The sequence below is a fragment of the Sphingomonas sp. Leaf20 genome (genome assembly GCF_001421535.1).
GTDB lineage: Bacteria > Pseudomonadota > Alphaproteobacteria > Sphingomonadales > Sphingomonadaceae > Sphingomonas.
This window is the reverse complement of record NZ_LMKN01000008.1, coordinates 225,611-240,958: the sequence shown is the minus strand read 5'-3', so window position 1 is coordinate 240,958 and position 15,348 is coordinate 225,611. Positions and strand designations below refer to the sequence as shown.

The following is a 15,348-nucleotide window of genomic DNA, read 5'->3' as shown; positions in this document are numbered from 1 at the left end:
GCGCCGAGGTCGAGGTTCGATACCGCGTACCGATTCAAAACGGGCTGGACGGAACCAGCGTCGGCCACGCCGCGTAGAGCCCGCGATGCGCGTCGTGACCCTTGCCCAACCCGATGATTTCGACGGCTGGCGCGACGCGGCGCGCGGTCTGATGGCTGACGACGTGCCGCCCGACGACGTCGTCTGGCAGGTCGGCGACGCCCCCGCGGACCTGTTCGGCACGCTTGCACCGGATCCCCCCGCCGCGAGCGCCGATCGCTCCACGCCCGCCTTCTCGGTCCCGCGCGCGTTTATCGACCTTGCCCGCAGCGTCATCCTCGGCAGCGATCCGGAGCGGTTCGCGCTGCTCTACACGCTGCTCGCGCGTCTGCGCCGCGAGCCGAAGCTCATCGAGGATCGCGCCGACCCGCTCGTCCGCCGTCTCGACCGGATCGCCAAGGACGTCCGCCGCGACATCCACAAGATGCGTGCCTTCCTGCGGTTTCGGGAAATCGAGGAAGACGGCACGGCACGCTTCGTGGCGTGGTTCGAACCCGATCACCACATCGTCCGCGCGAACGCCGCGTTCTTCGTCAACCGTTTCGCCAGCATGCGCTGGTCGATCCTCACGCCCGAGGTCTCGATCCACTGGGACGGCAAGGCGCTCAGCGAAGGCCCGGGCGCCAGCAAGGGCGACGCGCCCGACGGCGATCCGACCGAGGAGGTGTGGAAGACCTATTATGCCAGCACCTTCAACCCGGCGCGCGTCAAGGTCGGCGCGATGCTCAAGGAAATGCCCCGCAAATACTGGAAGAACATGCCCGAAACCGATCTCGTCCCCGGCATGATCGCGACCGCGCAGGCGCGCGAAAGCGGCATGATCGCAAAGGCGCGCGACACCGTCGGCGGCAACAGCCTGATCGCGTGGGAGGCGCTGCGCGACGAGGCGGCGGGGTGCACGCGCTGCCCGCTCTACAAGCCGGCGACGCAGACCGTGTTCGGCGAGGGGCCGATCGATGCGCCGCTGATGTTCGTGGGCGAGCAGCCGGGCGACCAGGAGGATCTTGCCGGTCGGCCGTTCGTCGGGCCCGCCGGCCAGATGTTCGATCGCGCGATGGCCGATGCCGGGCTCGACCGCAGCCGCGCCTACGTCACCAACGCGGTCAAGCACTTCAAATTCGAGCAACGCGGCAAGCGGCGTATCCACGCCAAGCCGGGTGCGGGCGAGATTGAGGCGTGCCGCTGGTGGATCGAACAGGAACAGATGCTCGTCGCGCCGAAGATAACGGTCGCGCTGGGCGCCACCGCGGCGCGCTCGCTGTTCGGCAAGGTGATGACGATCGGCAAGGAACGCGGTCGTGCGCTCCAGCTGCCGGGTGGTGGCGAGGCATGGATCACGGTTCATCCGAGCTACCTCCTGCGTCTGCCCGACAAGGTGCAGGCCGAGGAGGAATATGCGCGCTTCGTCGAGGACCTGCGCATGGCCGGCGCACGGCTGGCCTAGCGTAAAGCCCGGGCGCCTCCCCTTTTCGCCGAAGGGCAGGACCGATTGCCCCTTCCCTTCGCGCGCCGCATCGCGCAGATCGCCGACCCATGTTCGAAAAGATCCTGGCCGTACTGGCCACCTTCACGATCTGGGTGATCTCGTCCGGCGGCTATGTCGGTATCGCGATCCTCATGGCGATCGAAAGCGCGTGCATCCCGCTTCCATCCGAGATCATCATGCCGTTCGCCGGCTATCTCGTGTCGACCGGACGGTTCGACCTGTATCTTGCCGCGACCGCGGGCGCGATCGGGTGCAACCTCGGCTCGATCGTCGCCTATGAAGTCGGCAAGCGCGGCGGCCGGCCGATGGCCGAGCGCTGGGGCCGCTACGTCCTGATCGGGCCGGGCGAGCTCGACGCCGCCGACCGGTTCTTCGCGCGCTGGGGCAGCATGGCGGTGCTGATCGGCCGGCTTCTGCCCGTCATCCGGTCGTTCATCGCGTTCCCGGCGGGCGTCGCGCGGATGAAGCTGGTGCCGTTCCACCTCTACACCTTCATCGGCTCATGGCCGTGGTGCTTCGGGCTCGCCTGGGTCGGCATGAAGCTCGGCGACAAATGGGACAGCGACCCCCGCGTGAAGGCCGCCTTCCACAGCGCGGACCTGCTGATCGGCATCGTCCTGATCGCGCTGGTCGGCTTCTACATCTGGCACCGCGTCCGCGGGCTCAAGCCCAGGGGCTGACCGCCTCCGCCCGTCTTACCGAAGGAATTTTACGGAAGGACGGGCACCTCGGCAGCGCGCTCCTTGTTCTCACGGCGTGCCTCGCGGACGCGCTGACCGAAGCATCCCGTCGCGCCGCCGGCGCCGACGGTCGAGCAGCTGCCGATGCTGTTCACGCCGACACCCGTGCCCATCGTCCCCTGCGCCTTGGCCGCCCAGCTTTCGTTCTGCGGCGTCACCGCGAACTCGCGAAGCTCCTTGGGGACGCGGTACTGCTCCTGCGCGCTGCGGCGGACGCAGATCACGATCTCCTCGCCCTGCGCATTGGTCGGGCAGCGTTCGTTGCCAAACAGCGTCAGCACGCCGTTGATCGGCGCGCTGCGCGACACTTCGCCGGGTGCCGACGCGGGCTTGGGCGCCGCAGCACCGGGCTTGGCAGGCACCGCCGCGCCCGGCGTCGCGGTCTGCGCCGCCACCGGGCTGGTGGCCAATATCGCCACCGCCAATATCATCCTCATACGCATCACTCCCACAATCCGTATCCTGTCGCCGTCTCATCGACGGTCGTCTCTGGCCCTATGCTGAACGCAGCAGGCGCGCAGTCGGGTCAGATCCGCTTCGCCGTCGCGATCGCCACCTTGCAACCCGCGCGGATCAGCGCGCTCAACACCGGATAGCCCGGCGTCTCCTCGGCACCGGCTGCGATCGCGGTCGCCTTGTGCTCGAGCTCCTCGGCCTGAAAATCGAGGATCGCGGCAGTGAGCTCGGGATCGCTGTCGCCCAGCGCGACGACCTGTTCCTCGTAATGCTTGTCGATCTCGGTCTCGACCGCCGCGGTGCACGCCATCGCCGCCTTCGGACCGATCGCCGCGGTCACCGCCCCCAGCGCAAACCCCGCGACGTTCCAGATCGGCTGCAGCACCGTCGGCCGCACGCCGCGCTCGACGATCATCCGGTCGAAGAACGCGCGGTGGCGTTCCTCCTGCTGCGCCATGTGATGGATCGATCGCGCCGCGGGATGACGATCGCCGAGCACCGCCAGCTGCCCCGCATAGATACGGATCGCACCATATTCGCCCGCCTGGTCGACGCGGACCATCGCGCTGCTCGGATGCTTGCGGTCGCCGGGCTTCCAGCGTGCGCCCAGCGTCGGTGTGCCCTGCGCCGGGACGGCGTGCGTGGGTGCGGCCTGGGTCATCGTGTCTTCCTCATAAGGAGCAAGATGGTGATCGCGCCGCCCAGCGAAAAGATGGCGTTGAACCCGGCGAGCGAAATCCCCGCCAGCGTCCACTGCGCCGCGTCGCAGCGAACCATCGGTGCGTTCATGATCGCCGCGAGCCGCTCGGCCGGCGTCGTCCCCGCCATCGACACGGTCGTGGTGCAGGCGGTGATGCCGTTCCACCAATGATATTCGACGCCCGCGTGGAACAGCCCGATCGCCCCGCTGATCCCGATCAGCAGCGCGGCCACGATCACCAGCGATGCGCGCAACGACCGCTGCGGCACGAGGAACGACGCGCCCGCAATCAGCACCGCGGCGTAATGCGGCCACCGCTGCCAATGACACATCTCGCACGGATAGAGCCCGCCCAGGAACTGCGACCCCAGCGCGCCGATCAGAAGCAGCAGCGGCAGCGTGAACGTGATCGACCGGGCGATCTCCTCGTTCTTGGTCATCCCCAGCCCGCGACGTACGCTCACTTGACGGGCGCCTTGGTTGCCGCGGCGACCTGTGCCGCGCCGCCCAGCCGCGCGACGGTCTTCAGCGCGTAATAGAGCTGGAAGTCCTCGATCCCCTGTTTCTTGAGCGCCTCGGGCGTGGCCGAGAAGCGCGGATCGTCCTTGGTATCCTCCTCGAGCACCGCGTTGTCGGCCTTGACCTCGTTGATCAGGTGGCGGCGAAGATCGGCCTCGCGGAAGACCGGGCGCGCCTTGTGGTCGGGATCGCTGATTTGCGGGACCCTGATGTCGGGCTCGATCCCGCCCTCCTGCACCGACCGGCCCGACGGCGTGAAATAGCGCGCCGTGGTCAGCCGCAACGCGGTCTCCGGCCCGAGCTGGAGCACGGTCTGCACCGATCCCTTGCCGAACGTCCGCTCGCCCATGATCAGCGCGCGGTGATGATCCTGCAACGCGCCCGCGACGATCTCCGACGCCGACGCGGTCCCGGGATCGGTCAGCACGACGATCGGCAGGCCATGCGCATCGTCGCCGGGCTTGGCGTAATAGCGCTCGATATCGGTCTTCTCGCGACCGCGCTGCGAGACGATCTCGCCGTGGTCGAGGAATGCGTCGCTGACCGCGATCGCCTGCGTCAGCAACCCGCCGCCATTCTGGCGAAGGTCGACGACATAGCCGAGCGGACGATGCCCGAGCGACTTGTCGATCGCCATGATCGCCGCACGCGTGTCGGCGCCGGTATTCTCGCTGAAGGTGTTGATGTTGATATAGCCGACGTCGCCGCGGACTTCCCACTTCACCGGCTTCTGGACGATGATCTCGCGGACCATCGACACGTCGAGCGGCTTGTCGCGGCCCGGGCGGACGAGTCCCAGCGTGATCTTGCTGCCGGGCTTGCCGCGCATCTGCGCGACCGCCACGTCGAGCGAATCGCCATAGATCAGCTTGCCGTCGATATGCGTGATATAGTCCCCGGACTTCACCCCCGCGCGTGCCGCGGGCGAGTCTTCCTGCGGCGTGACGACCTTGATCGCGCCATCCTCCATCTGCACCGTCAGGCCGAGGCCGCCATAATTGCCTTCGGTCATGATCCGCAGATTCTCGTAGTCGAGCGCATCGACATAGCTCGAATGCGGATCGAGGCTGGCGAGCATCCCCTGGATCGCGCCCTTGATCAGCGTCTTGTCATCGACCTTGTCGACATAATCCGCCTTCACGCGATTGAACACGTCGAGAAACTGATCGAACTCGCGGTAGGTCGCGGTGTCGACCGCGGCCATCGCCGAGGCTGCGAGTGGCACCAGTGTGAGAGCGCCGAGGATGGCGGTAGCGGAAAGGATCGGACGGGGCATCTAAGGTCCTGAAACCGGGGGAAGCGACGATGTAGCGGGTTAACGGGTCGGGAGCAAAGCCATGCTGACCTTTGCGATTCGCATCGGCCACGGCGCGGCCGCTTCTGGTGCGTGGCCTAGTCGCACGCCGCGGGACGACGACCCGCTAGCCGATCAGCGCGGCGGCGTCGACGGCGCGTCCCTGGCGGCGCAGCTCGACCGTGACCCTTGGCTCGCTGCGTTGTGCGATCCCGATCGGCGCGCCCATCGCGACGCGTGCCCCCGGCTTGAGCGGCGTGGCCGACAGCCCGGTGACCAGGCTCGACCAGCCCGCCCCATGATCGACGATCACGATCGTGCCATAGCTGCGGAACCGCCCGGCATAGCGGACCAGCCCTGCCGCGGGCGCGACGACGCGCGCACGCGGCGCGACCGCGAAGGTCAGCCCGCGCGATCGGACGCCGGCCGCCGACACCTCGTCGAAACCGGTCACCAACTGGCCGCGGACCGGCAGGCGATAGATTCCGTGCGCGGCGGCCGGGGCGACGCTGCCGGGTGCGACCGGGCGCGGCGACGGCCCGGGCAGCGCCGCGAGCTCGCGTGCGGTCGCCTCGGCGAGGTCCGCCACCGCCATTCCGTCGACCAGATCGCGTGCCCGCTCGCCCATCGCCAGCGCACGATCCGACTCACTGATCGCGGTCCGCCCGAACGCCTGGCTGCGGGCGCGGTGATCCGCCTCCAGCATCGCGAGCGCGGACCGGTTCGCCTCCAGCCGCGCACGCCCCTCGCGGAGCGCGGTCGCCGCAAGCACCGCCCCCGCCTGCAATCGCCGCGTCCGGTCCAGTGCGGCGCGGACGCCCTGGGTCTGCGCCCGGACCACGGGCAGCGCGGTGCCCAGCACCGCCCGGACATGGACGAGATCGTCGACCGACCCGCGCTGCGCGACCGCGACGATCGTCGGACGTCGGGCGAGCGCCTGGAGCGCGGCGAGCAATCGGGCGATCGGCGTCTGCGCCGCCCCCAGCGCCGCGCGCTGATCCGTCAGCAATCGGTCGATGATCGTCACGCGAAGACGCGCGGCCTCGATATCTGCCTGCGCTGCGACAACCTTGGCGGCCAGCGCGCGCTGACGCGCATTGATGCGGTCCGCCTGCCGGCGCTCGCGTGCGGCGGCCGCCGTCAGGGTATCCGCCCGCGCCGCCGCCAGGATCGCGGTACGTTTCGCCTCGCTCAGCTGCCGGCGAGCCTCGGACAGCCGATCGCGTGGCGCGCCCGCGCCCTCGCGCGCGATCGACGCGGTGGCACCGGCGAACAGCGACAGCAGGAGGATGACGTGCGTCGCCCGCATCGTCACCCCTCGCGGTGATAGGGGTGATTGGCCAGGATGCTGGTCGCGCGGAACAGCTGCTCGGCCAGCATCGCGCGGGCTAGGAGATGCGGCCATGTCGCGCGTCCGAACGAGAACAGCAGATCCGCCTCGGATCGCGCGGCATCGTCGAAGCCGTCGGCGGCCCCGATCATGAACCGCGCCTCGCGCACGCCGTCGTCGCGCCACCGCCCGAGCTTGTGCGCAAACGCGGTCGAGGACAGCGTCTCGCCCTTCTCATCGAGCAGGATGCGCTTCGTCTGCTCGCCGACGACCGGGATCCGGCCGCCGGTATCGGGCAGTTCGCTGACCTTGGTCGGCCAGACGATCCGCTTCAGATACCGGTCGACCAGCTCGGCCTCGGGTGACCGCCCGATCCGGCCGCGGGCGACGATGTGGAGCAGCATGATACGCCCTCCGGCCGTCGCGCCGGATCAGTCTTCGTCGGTGAAGGTCGGCATCGCAGGCGGCGTCGGCGCGTCGCCGAACGCCCACATCCGCTCCAGATTGTAGAAGCTGCGGACTTCGGGGCGGAACAGGTGGACGATGATGTCGGTCGCGTCGATCAGCACCCAGTCGGCGGTCGGCAGGCCTTCGATCTTCACCGGGCGCTTGAACTCGGCCTTGATCCGCTCGGCCAGCTTCTGCGCCATCGAGGCGACCTGGCGGGTCGAGCGACCGCTGGCGATCACCATGTAGTCGGCGATGCTGGTCTTGCCCGCGAGCGGGATCGAGATCGTCTCGACCGCCTGGTCGTCGTCGAGCGACGCGAGGATCAGGCGATGCAGCGCCTCAACCTCTTCGGGGTCGGTCGCGCGAGGGGCAGTAGGGGAAGTGGCCAAGTCAGCTCCTAAGATTACCGGCCCGGCGACATGCTGGAACGGTCGGGCGGTCCGGCAACGTGCCGAAACCACAGGGGGTTTTCGGCGCGCAGGCCGGTTGCGGAGGTCGGGTCGGGTCGGAAGCGCAACAGCACAAGGGCCGGCAATCTCCACGTCGTCCAGCTCTTCGCATGGTCTGTGCGCCGTTGGAAGCGCCGCAGCCAACCCATCGCGGGGGCCGCGAGGGCGCGCCCGTCATATCCCGGCCGCGCAATTACCGCAATCGGAACCTCGCGCGCGATCTGGCGCCAGTTTTTCCACCGATGGAACTCCGCCAGATTGTCCGCGCCCATCAGCCAGATGAAGCGATTCTTCGGATGCCGCCGCTTGAGCTTGCGGATCGTGTCGAGCGTGTAGCGCGTGTGCAGCCGCGCCTCGATGTCGGTCGCGCGGATCGGCGCGCGCCGTGCCATCGCGCGCGCGGACGCCAGCCGCGCGGGCAACGGCGCCATGTCGCGCGCGGCATCCTTGAGCGGATTGCCGGGTGAGACGAGCCACCACGCCGCGTCGAGCGCGAGCGCATCGATCGCCGCGAGCGTGATTGCGCGGTGCCCGCGATGCGCGGGATTGAACGACCCGCCGAGAATGCCGATGCGCGTCATCGCATCAACCGCGGACCTGCCCCGTGCCGCGCCCGATCCACTTGTACGTCGTCAGCCCCTCGAGCGCGACCGGGCCCCGCGCATGCAGGCGGCCGGTGGCGATGCCGATCTCCGCGCCCAGCCCGAATTCGCCGCCATCGGCGAACTGCGTCGACGCGTTCCACAGGACGATCGCGCTGTCGACGCTGGCCAGGAAGCGCTCGGCGACGGCTTCATCCTCCGCGACGATCGCGTCGGTATGATGCGATCCGTGCCGCGCGATATGCGCGACCGCGCCGTCGAGCCCGTCGACGATCGCCACCGAGGCGACCGCGTCGAGATATTCGGTATCCCAGTCCGCCGCGGTCGCTGGCGCGATGCCCGGGACCAGCGCGCACGCGGCCGCGTCGCCGCGCACGACGCACCCCGTCTCCGCCAGCCGCCCGATCAGCGCCGCTCCCGCCGCATAGTCGCGGTCGATCAGCAGCGTTTCCATCGCGCCGCAAATCCCCGTGCGGCGCATCTTGGCATCGACCACGATCGCCGCCGCCATGTCCGGCGCCGCGGACGCATCGACATAGACATGGTTGATCCCGTCGAGATGCGCGAGCACCGGCACGCGTGCCTCGGCCTGGACGCGCGCGACCAGGCTCTTGCCGCCACGCGGGATGATCAGGTCGATCACCCCGTCCGCCTTCAGCATCGCCCCCACCGCCGCGCGGTCGGTGGTCGGTACCAGCTGCACCGCATCGCCGGGGACCCCGCCCGCCGCGAGTCCGGCGATCAGCGCCGCATGGATCGCACGGTTGCTCTCGACGGCTTCGGATCCCCCGCGCAGGATCGCGGCGTTCCCCGCCATCACGCACAGCGCGGCGGCGTCCGCGGTGACGTTGGGGCGGCTTTCATAGACGATGCCGATCACACCGATCGGGACGCGCACGCGCGACAGCGCCAGCCCGTTCGGCCGCTCGCGCGAATCGATCAGCTGCCCGACTGGATCCGCCAGCGCCGCGACCGCCGCGACGCCGTCCGCCATCGCCGCGATCCGCGCCTCGTCGAGCCGCAGCCGGTCGAGCATCGCCCCCGACAACCCGGCCGCACGCGCGCGCGCCATGTCGCGCACGTTGGCCGCGAGGATCGCCGCCGACCCCGCCCGGATCGCCGCGGCCGCCTGTTCGAGCGCGCCTGCCTTCGTCGCCGTCGGCATCCCCGCCAGCGACACCGCAGCAGCGCGTCCGCGCGCGCCCATATCGGCGATCAGGGTGGCGGAGGTCTCGGTGGCGCGCGGGTCGGTCATGCCCCCCGACTATCATGGCAAATCGACTCGCGCCAACGTCCGGCGTGCGTTACGCTCACGATATGACCGGGGACATGGGGGCAGCGGCGGACATCGCCACAGGGGCATTGGTCGGGCGCGCGTTCGAACCGCGTGCGGGCGAATCGACGGCTGCGCACAGGACTCACGCGGCGGAGGCGCTCTGCCTCAACTGCGGCACGACGCTGGTCGGTGCGCACTGCCATGCCTGCGGACAGGGCGCGCACGTCCACCGCTCGCTCGGCGCGATCGGCCATGAGATCGCGCACGGCGTCTTTCATTTCGAGGGCAAGATCTGGCGCACCTTGCCGCTGCTCATCCTGCATCCTGGCACGCTCACGCGGCGCTACGTCAATGGCGAGCGCGCGCGGTTCGTCTCGCCGCTCGCGTTGTTCCTGTTCACGGTCTTCCTCATGTTCGCGACGATCGGCCTGGTCGGCGGCGAGATGGCGGACCAGATCGGCGCCCCGACCGCACAGAACCGCGCCGCGCTCGAGCGCGAGTCGGCAAAGGCACGCGTCGAACTCGCGCGCGTCGAGCGCGAGCGTGCGGTCGCGGTCCGCGCGGGCGAGCCGACCACCGATCTCGATACGCAGGCCACCGTCCTGCGCGGCACGATCCGCGCGCTGGCTGCCGCGCGCGGGGCCAAGTCGGACTCCGACGATTTCACCTTCACCGACATAAAGATCGGATGGACCCGGCTCGATCACGGCATCGCCAAGGCGAACGCCAATCCCGGTCTGATGATCTACAAGCTGCAGTCGAGCGCCTACAAATACAGCTGGGGGCTGATCCCGCTGTCCGTGCCGTTCATGGCGCTGCTGTTCCTCTGGCGACGCAAGCACCACCTCTACGACCACGCGATCTTCGTGACCTATTCGCTGGCGTTCATGATGCTGCTCGCGATCGTGCTGATGCTCGGCGGGCTGGCGGGGCTGGCGAGCGGGTGGATCGTGATGGCGGCGCTGCTCGTCCCACCGGTCCACATGTTCGCGCAACTTCGCGGCGCCTATGCGCTCGGCAAGGTCTCGGCGGGATGGCGCACGGTCGCGCTGCTGACCTTCGCCTTCACCGTGCTGATCGCGTTCGTCGTGCTGCTGCTGCTCCACGGCCTGACGGACTGATCCGCGCGCACGCACGATCGGCACAGCCCCACCCAAACCACCCCGGTCATCCGAGCGACCGCTGGTATCTCCCCGTGCGGCCACGCCACCCACCAAACGGAAAGACCCCAGCTTCCGCTGGGGTGACGACATCGGGTGGCTTGCCTGGCATCCGCTACAGGCCGCGAGCCCCGCTCACCTGCTCACCGACACGGATACAGATTCGCCAGCACCCGCGCATAGCCGTCCTTCAACGGCCGCTTCTGATAACTCGCGGGCAGGTCGGACAGCCCGTCGAGCATATCCATGATCCCGACCGACTCCCCCTCGGGCACGCAGGCGATCGGCGGCTTGCCTGCCGCGGCACGCGCGGCGCGTTCGGCCTTCAACTGCGTCGTCGCGGCCTTGGCCTCGGCCTTCAGCGCGGGAAAGTCGGGCGACATCAGCGCCATCGGCCCCTGATCGCGCAGCGCATTCGCCCGTGCGAGGAACGTCCCGACGGTCATCGCCGCGGACGCGGGCATCGCCATCCCGCCGGCCAGCAATGCGGCGATCACGGCCTTCGAAAGCACAGACGACATGGGCGGCCTTTCCTTGCGAAAAGACCGCCCATGCAAGCGTTTAACTGACTAACCGCTGAACCGGATCAGGCACCCAGCGGGGTCGGCGTGCCAAACGGTCCGTTCGGTCGCCGCGTCTTCGGGATCGAGGTACCCGCACGCGGGACGGTCGACGCCTTCGCGCCCGGATCCGGCCGGTCGAGATCCTCGCCTGCGATCAGCTTCTTGATCTCGTCACCCGTCAGAGTCTCGAACTCGAGCAGCGCGCCCGCGACCGTGTGGAGCTGGTCGACATGATCGCTCAGCACCTGCTTGGCACGGTCGAGACCGCCTTCGACGATCCGCTTGATCTCGTCGTCGATCAGCTGCGCGGTCTGGTTCGACATGCGCGACGGACGGCTCGACGAATAGCCGAGGAACGACTCGCCCTCCGGCTCGCCATATTCGAGCGGCCCGACCTTGTCCGACATGCCCCAGCGCGTGACCATGTCGCGCGCCAGACCCGTGGCGTACTGGATGTCGCCGCTCGCGCCCGACGAGACCTTGTCGTAGCCGAAGATCACTTCCTCGGCGACGCGGCCGCCCATCGACACCGCGAGGTTCGCGTACATCTTGTCGCGGTGATAGCTGTAGCTGTCACGCTCGGGGAGACGCATGACCATGCCCAGCGCACGACCGCGCGGGATGATCGTCGCCTTGTGGATCGGGTCCGACGCGGCCTCGTGCATTGCGACGACGGCATGGCCGGCCTCGTGATACGCGGTCATCCTTTTCTCGTCGTCGGTCATGACCATGCTGCGACGCTCTGCGCCCATCATGACCTTGTCCTTGGCCTCCTCGAACTCGGCCATCGCCACCAGACGCTTGCCCTTGCGCGCCGCATGCAGCGCCGCTTCGTTGACGAGGTTGGCGAGATCCGCACCTGAGAAGCCCGGCGTACCGCGTGCGATCACGCGCGCGTCGACGTCGGGCGCTAGCGGCACCTTCTTCATGTGAACTTCGAGGATCTTGATGCGACCCTCGATATCCGGACGCGGCACCGTGACCTGGCGATCGAAGCGGCCCGGACGCAGCAATGCGGGATCGAGCACGTCGGGACGGTTGGTCGCGGCGATGATGATGATGCCTTCGTTCGCCTCGAAGCCGTCCATCTCGACGAGCAGCTGATTCAGCGTCTGCTCGCGCTCGTCATTCCCGTTGCCGAGCCCTGCGCCACGATGGCGACCGACCGCATCGATTTCGTCGATGAAGACGATGCACGGTGCGGACTTCTTCGCCTGCTCGAACATGTCGCGCACGCGGCTCGCGCCGACGCCGACGAACATCTCGACGAAATCGGACCCCGAGATCGTGAAGAACGGCACACCTGCCTCGCCGGCGATCGCGCGGGCGAGCAATGTCTTGCCGGTACCCGGCGAGCCGACGAGCAACGCGCCCTTGGGGATCTTGCCGCCGAGACGCGCGAACTTGGTCGGATCCTTCAGGAACTCGACGATCTCCTCGAGTTCCTCACGTGCTTCGTCGATGCCGGCGACATCCTGGAAGGTGACCTTGCCTTCCTTCTGCGTCAGCATCTTCGCGCGACTCTTGCCGAAGCCCATCGCGCCCGAGCCCGAATTCTTCTGCATCTGCTTGAGCACGAAGAACGCGATGCCGAGGAACAGCAGGAACGGCAGCGACTGGTAAAGCAGCATCGCCAGCATCGACGGCCCTTCCTCGGGCTTCGCGCTGATCGCCACGCCCTTCTCGCGCAGCTTGGGGACGAGCGTCGCGTCCTGGATCGGGTAGGCGCGGAACTTCTCGCCGCTCGACAACGTCCCCGAGATGATATCCCGCGAGATATTGACGTCCTTGACCGTGCCCTCGTCGACCTTGTCGAGGAAAGCGGAATAGGCGATCGTGTTGCCGCCGCTCGATGCGGCGGTGCGACCGTCGAACATCGTCACGAACAACGCCAGCGCGGCGAGGATGCCCACCCAGATCAGCAGGCTCTTCATCCAGGGGCTGCCATTGTTGGGCCCTTGCGGCTTGTCGCCACGGTTATCGCCGCCATTGTTGTTGTCGTTCATGGGTGCCGGATACCTTTCGAGCCCACAAGATAAGCGCACGCGGGTTAATGGCAATGGAACAAGCCCCGACTTGGTAGCAATCACATGCCGGACCGTTCGAAAGACGGCGATTCCACGACCACGCGATCATGAGGAGTCGGCAGACCGGCCCGTCGCCCTCAGGCTCACGCCCGTCAGGACGGCGCGCGGCGGGGGTGTTCGGGACTCAGGCGATGCGTCGTGGCGGCGCCGGGCGGAACCGCCATATGCCTGCGCGGGGCGATGCGATGACACCGGCCTGCGTGGCGCGCTTCCCCGCCATCAGCGCGTCGAGCAGCTTCTCGATGTTGACCGCGTTGCTCCATTCGCCCTCGACCGCCGCCGCGGGGGGGTGATCGACCGCCCCGTCGGGGATCGCTGCGCCCGCCATCTCGGCGCGGACGACGCCGATTGCATGGCGGACCAGCCTGCGGAGTACTTCGCGGGGCAGCGCGCCGACGCTCAACCGGACCTCGCCACCCGCCACCTTGGCACGGTCCGACCAGAGCCATTCGACCATCGCGCGCACATCGGCGTCCGCCTCCGCCAATGCCGCCGCCGCACGCGCGAGATTGGGGGTGCCCAGCCACTCGTTCGCATCGAGCAGGCGACGGAACCGCGTCCGGTCGTGCCGGTCATCCTGGTTCGACGGGTCGTCGAAGAACGGCACCTCCGCGCGCCGGACGATCGCGCGCAGTTCGGCGCGCCGCCAGTCGAGCAACGGGCGGATGACGGCGACGCCCGCGACCTCGGTGCGCGCGCGCACCCCCGCCAGCCCGGCGAGCCCGGAGCCGCGCGCCGCGCGCATCAGGAAGGTTTCCGCCTGATCATCGGCATGGTGCGCGGTGACGATGCATCCGGCACCGATCGCGCGGGCGTGTCCGGCCAGCAGCTCATAGCGTGCGGTCCTCGCCTGCGCCTGGATGCTCGCACCCGCGATCGGCACGCTTGGCGCCAGCGTCGCGTGCGCGATGCCGAGCGTCGCGCAGTGGCGTGCCACCATCGCCGATTCCTCGGCCGCTTCGGGTCGCAGCCGGTGATCGATGCTCGCGACCGTGAAGCCCGTCCCCAGCGCCTCATGTGCCAGCGTCAGCATCGCCATGCTGTCGGGCCCGCCCGACACCGCGAGCAGCGGGCTGCCTACCCCCTGCGCCAGCCGTGCGAAGTCAGCCGCGAAACGTCGCCCGTCATCGGTCACATCGATCATCGGTGTTCGACCTCAGCCGGCTATTTGCATTTGGCCGCCGTGCGTCCCGCCGCGACCTGCGTCTTCATCGCGGGGGGCAGCTTGGCGCCGTACACGTCGTTCAGCTCGTCATAGACCTTGCACGCATCCGCGGCCTTGTTGAGCCTGGTGAGCGCCTGACCGAGATAATAAAGGCTCTCCGGCGCCCGCTCGCCGTCGGGCATCTTCTTGTAATTGTCGTAGAACGCCATCGACGCGAGGCTGGGCTTGCCCTCGTCGAGATAGGATCGCCCGAGCAGGTTCTGCGCATAGCTTGCGCGACGATCCTTGGGATAGGTCGCGACCATCTTCTTCAGCTGCGCCTGCGCCTCGGGATACTTCTTCGCCGACCACAGCCGGTACCCGTACAGATACTCGTCCTCGGCCGCGTTGCCCGTCGACGGCTTTTCGACGTTCGCGGTTGATCCGGCCGAGGCCGACACCGTACCGCCTTCGCTCGCGGCCGCCGTCGTGCGACCGCCCCCGGTCCGCGTCGGCCGCACGGGCGCTGGGTCCTCGTCGGGACCGCCTGCACCCGACCCGCCCGTCAGATTGCCTGACGTCGTACCGGCAGCGGCGCCACCCGCGCGGGCGCCCTCGACCAGCTTGATACGCTCGTCGGTCGCGCGCCGATAGGCCTCGAACTGTTCCTCGAGCTGGCGGGTCCTGTACTGATTCTGCTCGGCCTGCCCCGTCAGCGACGCGATCTGCTGCTCGAGCGAGGTGACGCGCTGCGCGAGATCGGTGATCGCGCTGGTCGCCGGCGTGCCGGGCCCGGGGCCGTTGACCGCCTCGGGCGCGGTGACCTGGGGCTGGAGCAGCTGGCCCGCGCCGCCCGGAAAGACCTTGCGCTGAACCGCGCGCATCTCGCTTTCAAGCTTGCCGACGCGACCTTCGACGTTCGACTGCGCGTGACCCGATACGGGCACCATCGCCCCCATAAGAGCGATGGATAGAATAGTGGACTTACGCATGGGCTACCCCCCGGGGCACTGGATACCGATCGGGTATAGCTGCAATATCGTTCCTGTCGCC

16 protein-coding genes are annotated in these 15,348 nt (G+C 68.6%); 3 read left to right on the top strand and 13 right to left on the bottom strand.

Translation table 11 applies throughout. The features are described from left to right. Positions 1-85: 85 nt before the first annotated feature. Both ASE72_RS09415 and ASE72_RS09410 read left to right on the top strand, forming a co-directional pair. Positions 86-1,483, top strand: a complete 1,398-nt coding sequence (locus tag ASE72_RS09415; protein WP_056020062.1) for a UdgX family uracil-DNA binding protein — start codon at positions 86-88, stop codon at positions 1,481-1,483. A gap of 89 nt (positions 1,484-1,572) precedes the next feature. Further along, entirely contained in the window at positions 1,573-2,205 is a 633-nt protein-coding gene (locus ASE72_RS09410; protein ID WP_056020059.1) for a DedA family protein, read from the top strand. Positions 2,206-2,234: 29 nt separating this feature from the next. Here the strand turns inward: ASE72_RS09410 and ASE72_RS09405 are convergent, their stop codons facing one another. The 9 genes from ASE72_RS09405 to ASE72_RS09365 all read right to left on the bottom strand — a co-directional run bounded on the left by ASE72_RS09405 (position 2,235) and on the right by ASE72_RS09365 (position 9,320). Further along, positions 2,235-2,702: a hypothetical protein gene (locus ASE72_RS09405; RefSeq protein WP_056020056.1), complete on the bottom strand. Its 468-nt coding sequence runs from the start codon at positions 2,700-2,702 to the stop codon at positions 2,235-2,237. Positions 2,703-2,791: 89 nt separating this feature from the next. Beyond that, complete coding sequence (locus ASE72_RS09400; RefSeq protein WP_056022057.1) at positions 2,792-3,283, bottom strand: demethoxyubiquinone hydroxylase family protein; 492 nt, start codon at positions 3,281-3,283, stop codon at positions 2,792-2,794. Between the two features lie 95 nt (positions 3,284-3,378). Beyond that, entirely contained in the window at positions 3,379-3,861 is a 483-nt protein-coding gene (locus ASE72_RS09395; RefSeq protein WP_056020052.1) for a disulfide bond formation protein B, read from the bottom strand. A gap of 20 nt (positions 3,862-3,881) precedes the next feature. After that, positions 3,882-5,216, bottom strand: a complete 1,335-nt coding sequence (locus tag ASE72_RS09390) for a S41 family peptidase (protein ID WP_056020049.1) — start codon at positions 5,214-5,216, stop codon at positions 3,882-3,884. 145 nt (positions 5,217-5,361) lie between these two features. Then, positions 5,362-6,543 carry a murein hydrolase activator EnvC family protein gene (locus tag ASE72_RS09385; protein WP_056020047.1) on the bottom strand — a complete coding sequence of 394 codons (1,182 nt, stop codon included), beginning with the start codon at positions 6,541-6,543 and terminating at the stop codon, positions 5,362-5,364. 2 nt (positions 6,544-6,545) lie between these two features. After that, positions 6,546-6,968 (bottom strand): 23S rRNA (pseudouridine(1915)-N(3))-methyltransferase RlmH, encoded by a 423-nt coding sequence (locus ASE72_RS09380; RefSeq protein WP_056020044.1) that lies wholly within the window; start codon positions 6,966-6,968, stop codon positions 6,546-6,548. 27 nt (positions 6,969-6,995) lie between these two features. After that, positions 6,996-7,403: a ribosome silencing factor gene (gene rsfS / locus ASE72_RS09375; RefSeq protein WP_055873704.1), complete on the bottom strand. Its 408-nt coding sequence runs from the start codon at positions 7,401-7,403 to the stop codon at positions 6,996-6,998. A gap of 14 nt (positions 7,404-7,417) precedes the next feature. Beyond that, positions 7,418-8,044: a nicotinate-nucleotide adenylyltransferase gene (locus ASE72_RS09370; RefSeq protein ID WP_056020041.1), complete on the bottom strand. Its 627-nt coding sequence runs from the start codon at positions 8,042-8,044 to the stop codon at positions 7,418-7,420. 4 nt (positions 8,045-8,048) lie between these two features. Further along, positions 8,049-9,320, bottom strand: coding sequence for a glutamate-5-semialdehyde dehydrogenase (locus ASE72_RS09365; RefSeq protein ID WP_056020038.1), 1,272 nt, complete (start codon positions 9,318-9,320; stop codon positions 8,049-8,051). 62 nt (positions 9,321-9,382) lie between these two features. Here ASE72_RS09365 and ASE72_RS09360 point away from each other — a divergent pair, with 62 nt between their 5' ends. Further along, positions 9,383-10,462 carry a DUF3667 domain-containing protein gene (locus ASE72_RS09360; RefSeq protein ID WP_056020035.1) on the top strand — a complete coding sequence of 360 codons (1,080 nt, stop codon included), beginning with the start codon at positions 9,383-9,385 and terminating at the stop codon, positions 10,460-10,462. A 182-nt stretch (positions 10,463-10,644) separates the two neighbouring features. Here ASE72_RS09360 and ASE72_RS09355 read toward each other — a convergent pair whose 3' ends face one another. The 4 genes from ASE72_RS09355 to ASE72_RS09340 all read right to left on the bottom strand — a co-directional run bounded on the left by ASE72_RS09355 (position 10,645) and on the right by ASE72_RS09340 (position 15,287). Beyond that, the gene (locus tag ASE72_RS09355) at positions 10,645-11,022 is read right to left on the bottom strand and encodes a hypothetical protein (RefSeq protein WP_235532306.1); all 378 of its coding nucleotides are present in this window, start codon (positions 11,020-11,022) and stop codon (positions 10,645-10,647) included. A 65-nt stretch (positions 11,023-11,087) separates the two neighbouring features. Next, positions 11,088-13,070 carry an ATP-dependent zinc metalloprotease FtsH gene (gene ftsH / locus ASE72_RS09350; protein ID WP_056020032.1) on the bottom strand — a complete coding sequence of 661 codons (1,983 nt, stop codon included), beginning with the start codon at positions 13,068-13,070 and terminating at the stop codon, positions 11,088-11,090. 205 nt (positions 13,071-13,275) lie between these two features. Beyond that, complete coding sequence (tilS, locus tag ASE72_RS09345; protein ID WP_056020028.1) at positions 13,276-14,295, bottom strand: tRNA lysidine(34) synthetase TilS; 1,020 nt, start codon at positions 14,293-14,295, stop codon at positions 13,276-13,278. A 20-nt stretch (positions 14,296-14,315) separates the two neighbouring features. Beyond that, the gene (locus tag ASE72_RS09340) at positions 14,316-15,287 is read right to left on the bottom strand and encodes a YbgF trimerization domain-containing protein (protein ID WP_056020025.1); all 972 of its coding nucleotides are present in this window, start codon (positions 15,285-15,287) and stop codon (positions 14,316-14,318) included. Between the last annotated feature and the right edge of the window lie 61 nt (positions 15,288-15,348).

Excerpts from the sequence above, each read along its gene's own strand:
- ASE72_RS09400 (WP_056022057.1), bottom strand. The coding sequence starts at position 3,283 with ATGGTCCGCGTCGACCAGGCGGGCGAATATGGTGCGATCCGTATCTAT.
- tilS (WP_056020028.1), bottom strand. The coding sequence starts at position 14,295 with ATGATCGATGTGACCGATGACGGGCGACGTTTCGCGGCTGACTTCGCA.
- ASE72_RS09370 (WP_056020041.1), bottom strand. The coding sequence starts at position 8,044 with ATGACGCGCATCGGCATTCTCGGCGGGTCGTTCAATCCCGCGCATCGC.
- ASE72_RS09395 (WP_056020052.1), bottom strand. The coding sequence starts at position 3,861 with ATGACCAAGAACGAGGAGATCGCCCGGTCGATCACGTTCACGCTGCCG.
- ASE72_RS09405 (WP_056020056.1), bottom strand. The coding sequence starts at position 2,702 with ATGAGGATGATATTGGCGGTGGCGATATTGGCCACCAGCCCGGTGGCG.
- ftsH (WP_056020032.1), bottom strand. The coding sequence starts at position 13,070 with ATGAACGACAACAACAATGGCGGCGATAACCGTGGCGACAAGCCGCAA.
- ASE72_RS09415 (WP_056020062.1), top strand. The coding sequence starts at position 86 with ATGCGCGTCGTGACCCTTGCCCAACCCGATGATTTCGACGGCTGGCGC.
- ASE72_RS09360 (WP_056020035.1), top strand. The coding sequence starts at position 9,383 with ATGACCGGGGACATGGGGGCAGCGGCGGACATCGCCACAGGGGCATTG.
- ASE72_RS09390 (WP_056020049.1), bottom strand. The coding sequence starts at position 5,216 with ATGCCCCGTCCGATCCTTTCCGCTACCGCCATCCTCGGCGCTCTCACA.
- ASE72_RS09365 (WP_056020038.1), bottom strand. The coding sequence starts at position 9,320 with ATGACCGACCCGCGCGCCACCGAGACCTCCGCCACCCTGATCGCCGAT.
- ASE72_RS09385 (WP_056020047.1), bottom strand. The coding sequence starts at position 6,543 with ATGCGGGCGACGCACGTCATCCTCCTGCTGTCGCTGTTCGCCGGTGCC.
- ASE72_RS09380 (WP_056020044.1), bottom strand. The coding sequence starts at position 6,968 with ATGCTGCTCCACATCGTCGCCCGCGGCCGGATCGGGCGGTCACCCGAG.
- ASE72_RS09340 (WP_056020025.1), bottom strand. The coding sequence starts at position 15,287 with ATGCGTAAGTCCACTATTCTATCCATCGCTCTTATGGGGGCGATGGTG.
- ASE72_RS09355 (WP_235532306.1), bottom strand. The coding sequence starts at position 11,022 with ATGTCGTCTGTGCTTTCGAAGGCCGTGATCGCCGCATTGCTGGCCGGC.
- ASE72_RS09410 (WP_056020059.1), top strand. The coding sequence starts at position 1,573 with ATGTTCGAAAAGATCCTGGCCGTACTGGCCACCTTCACGATCTGGGTG.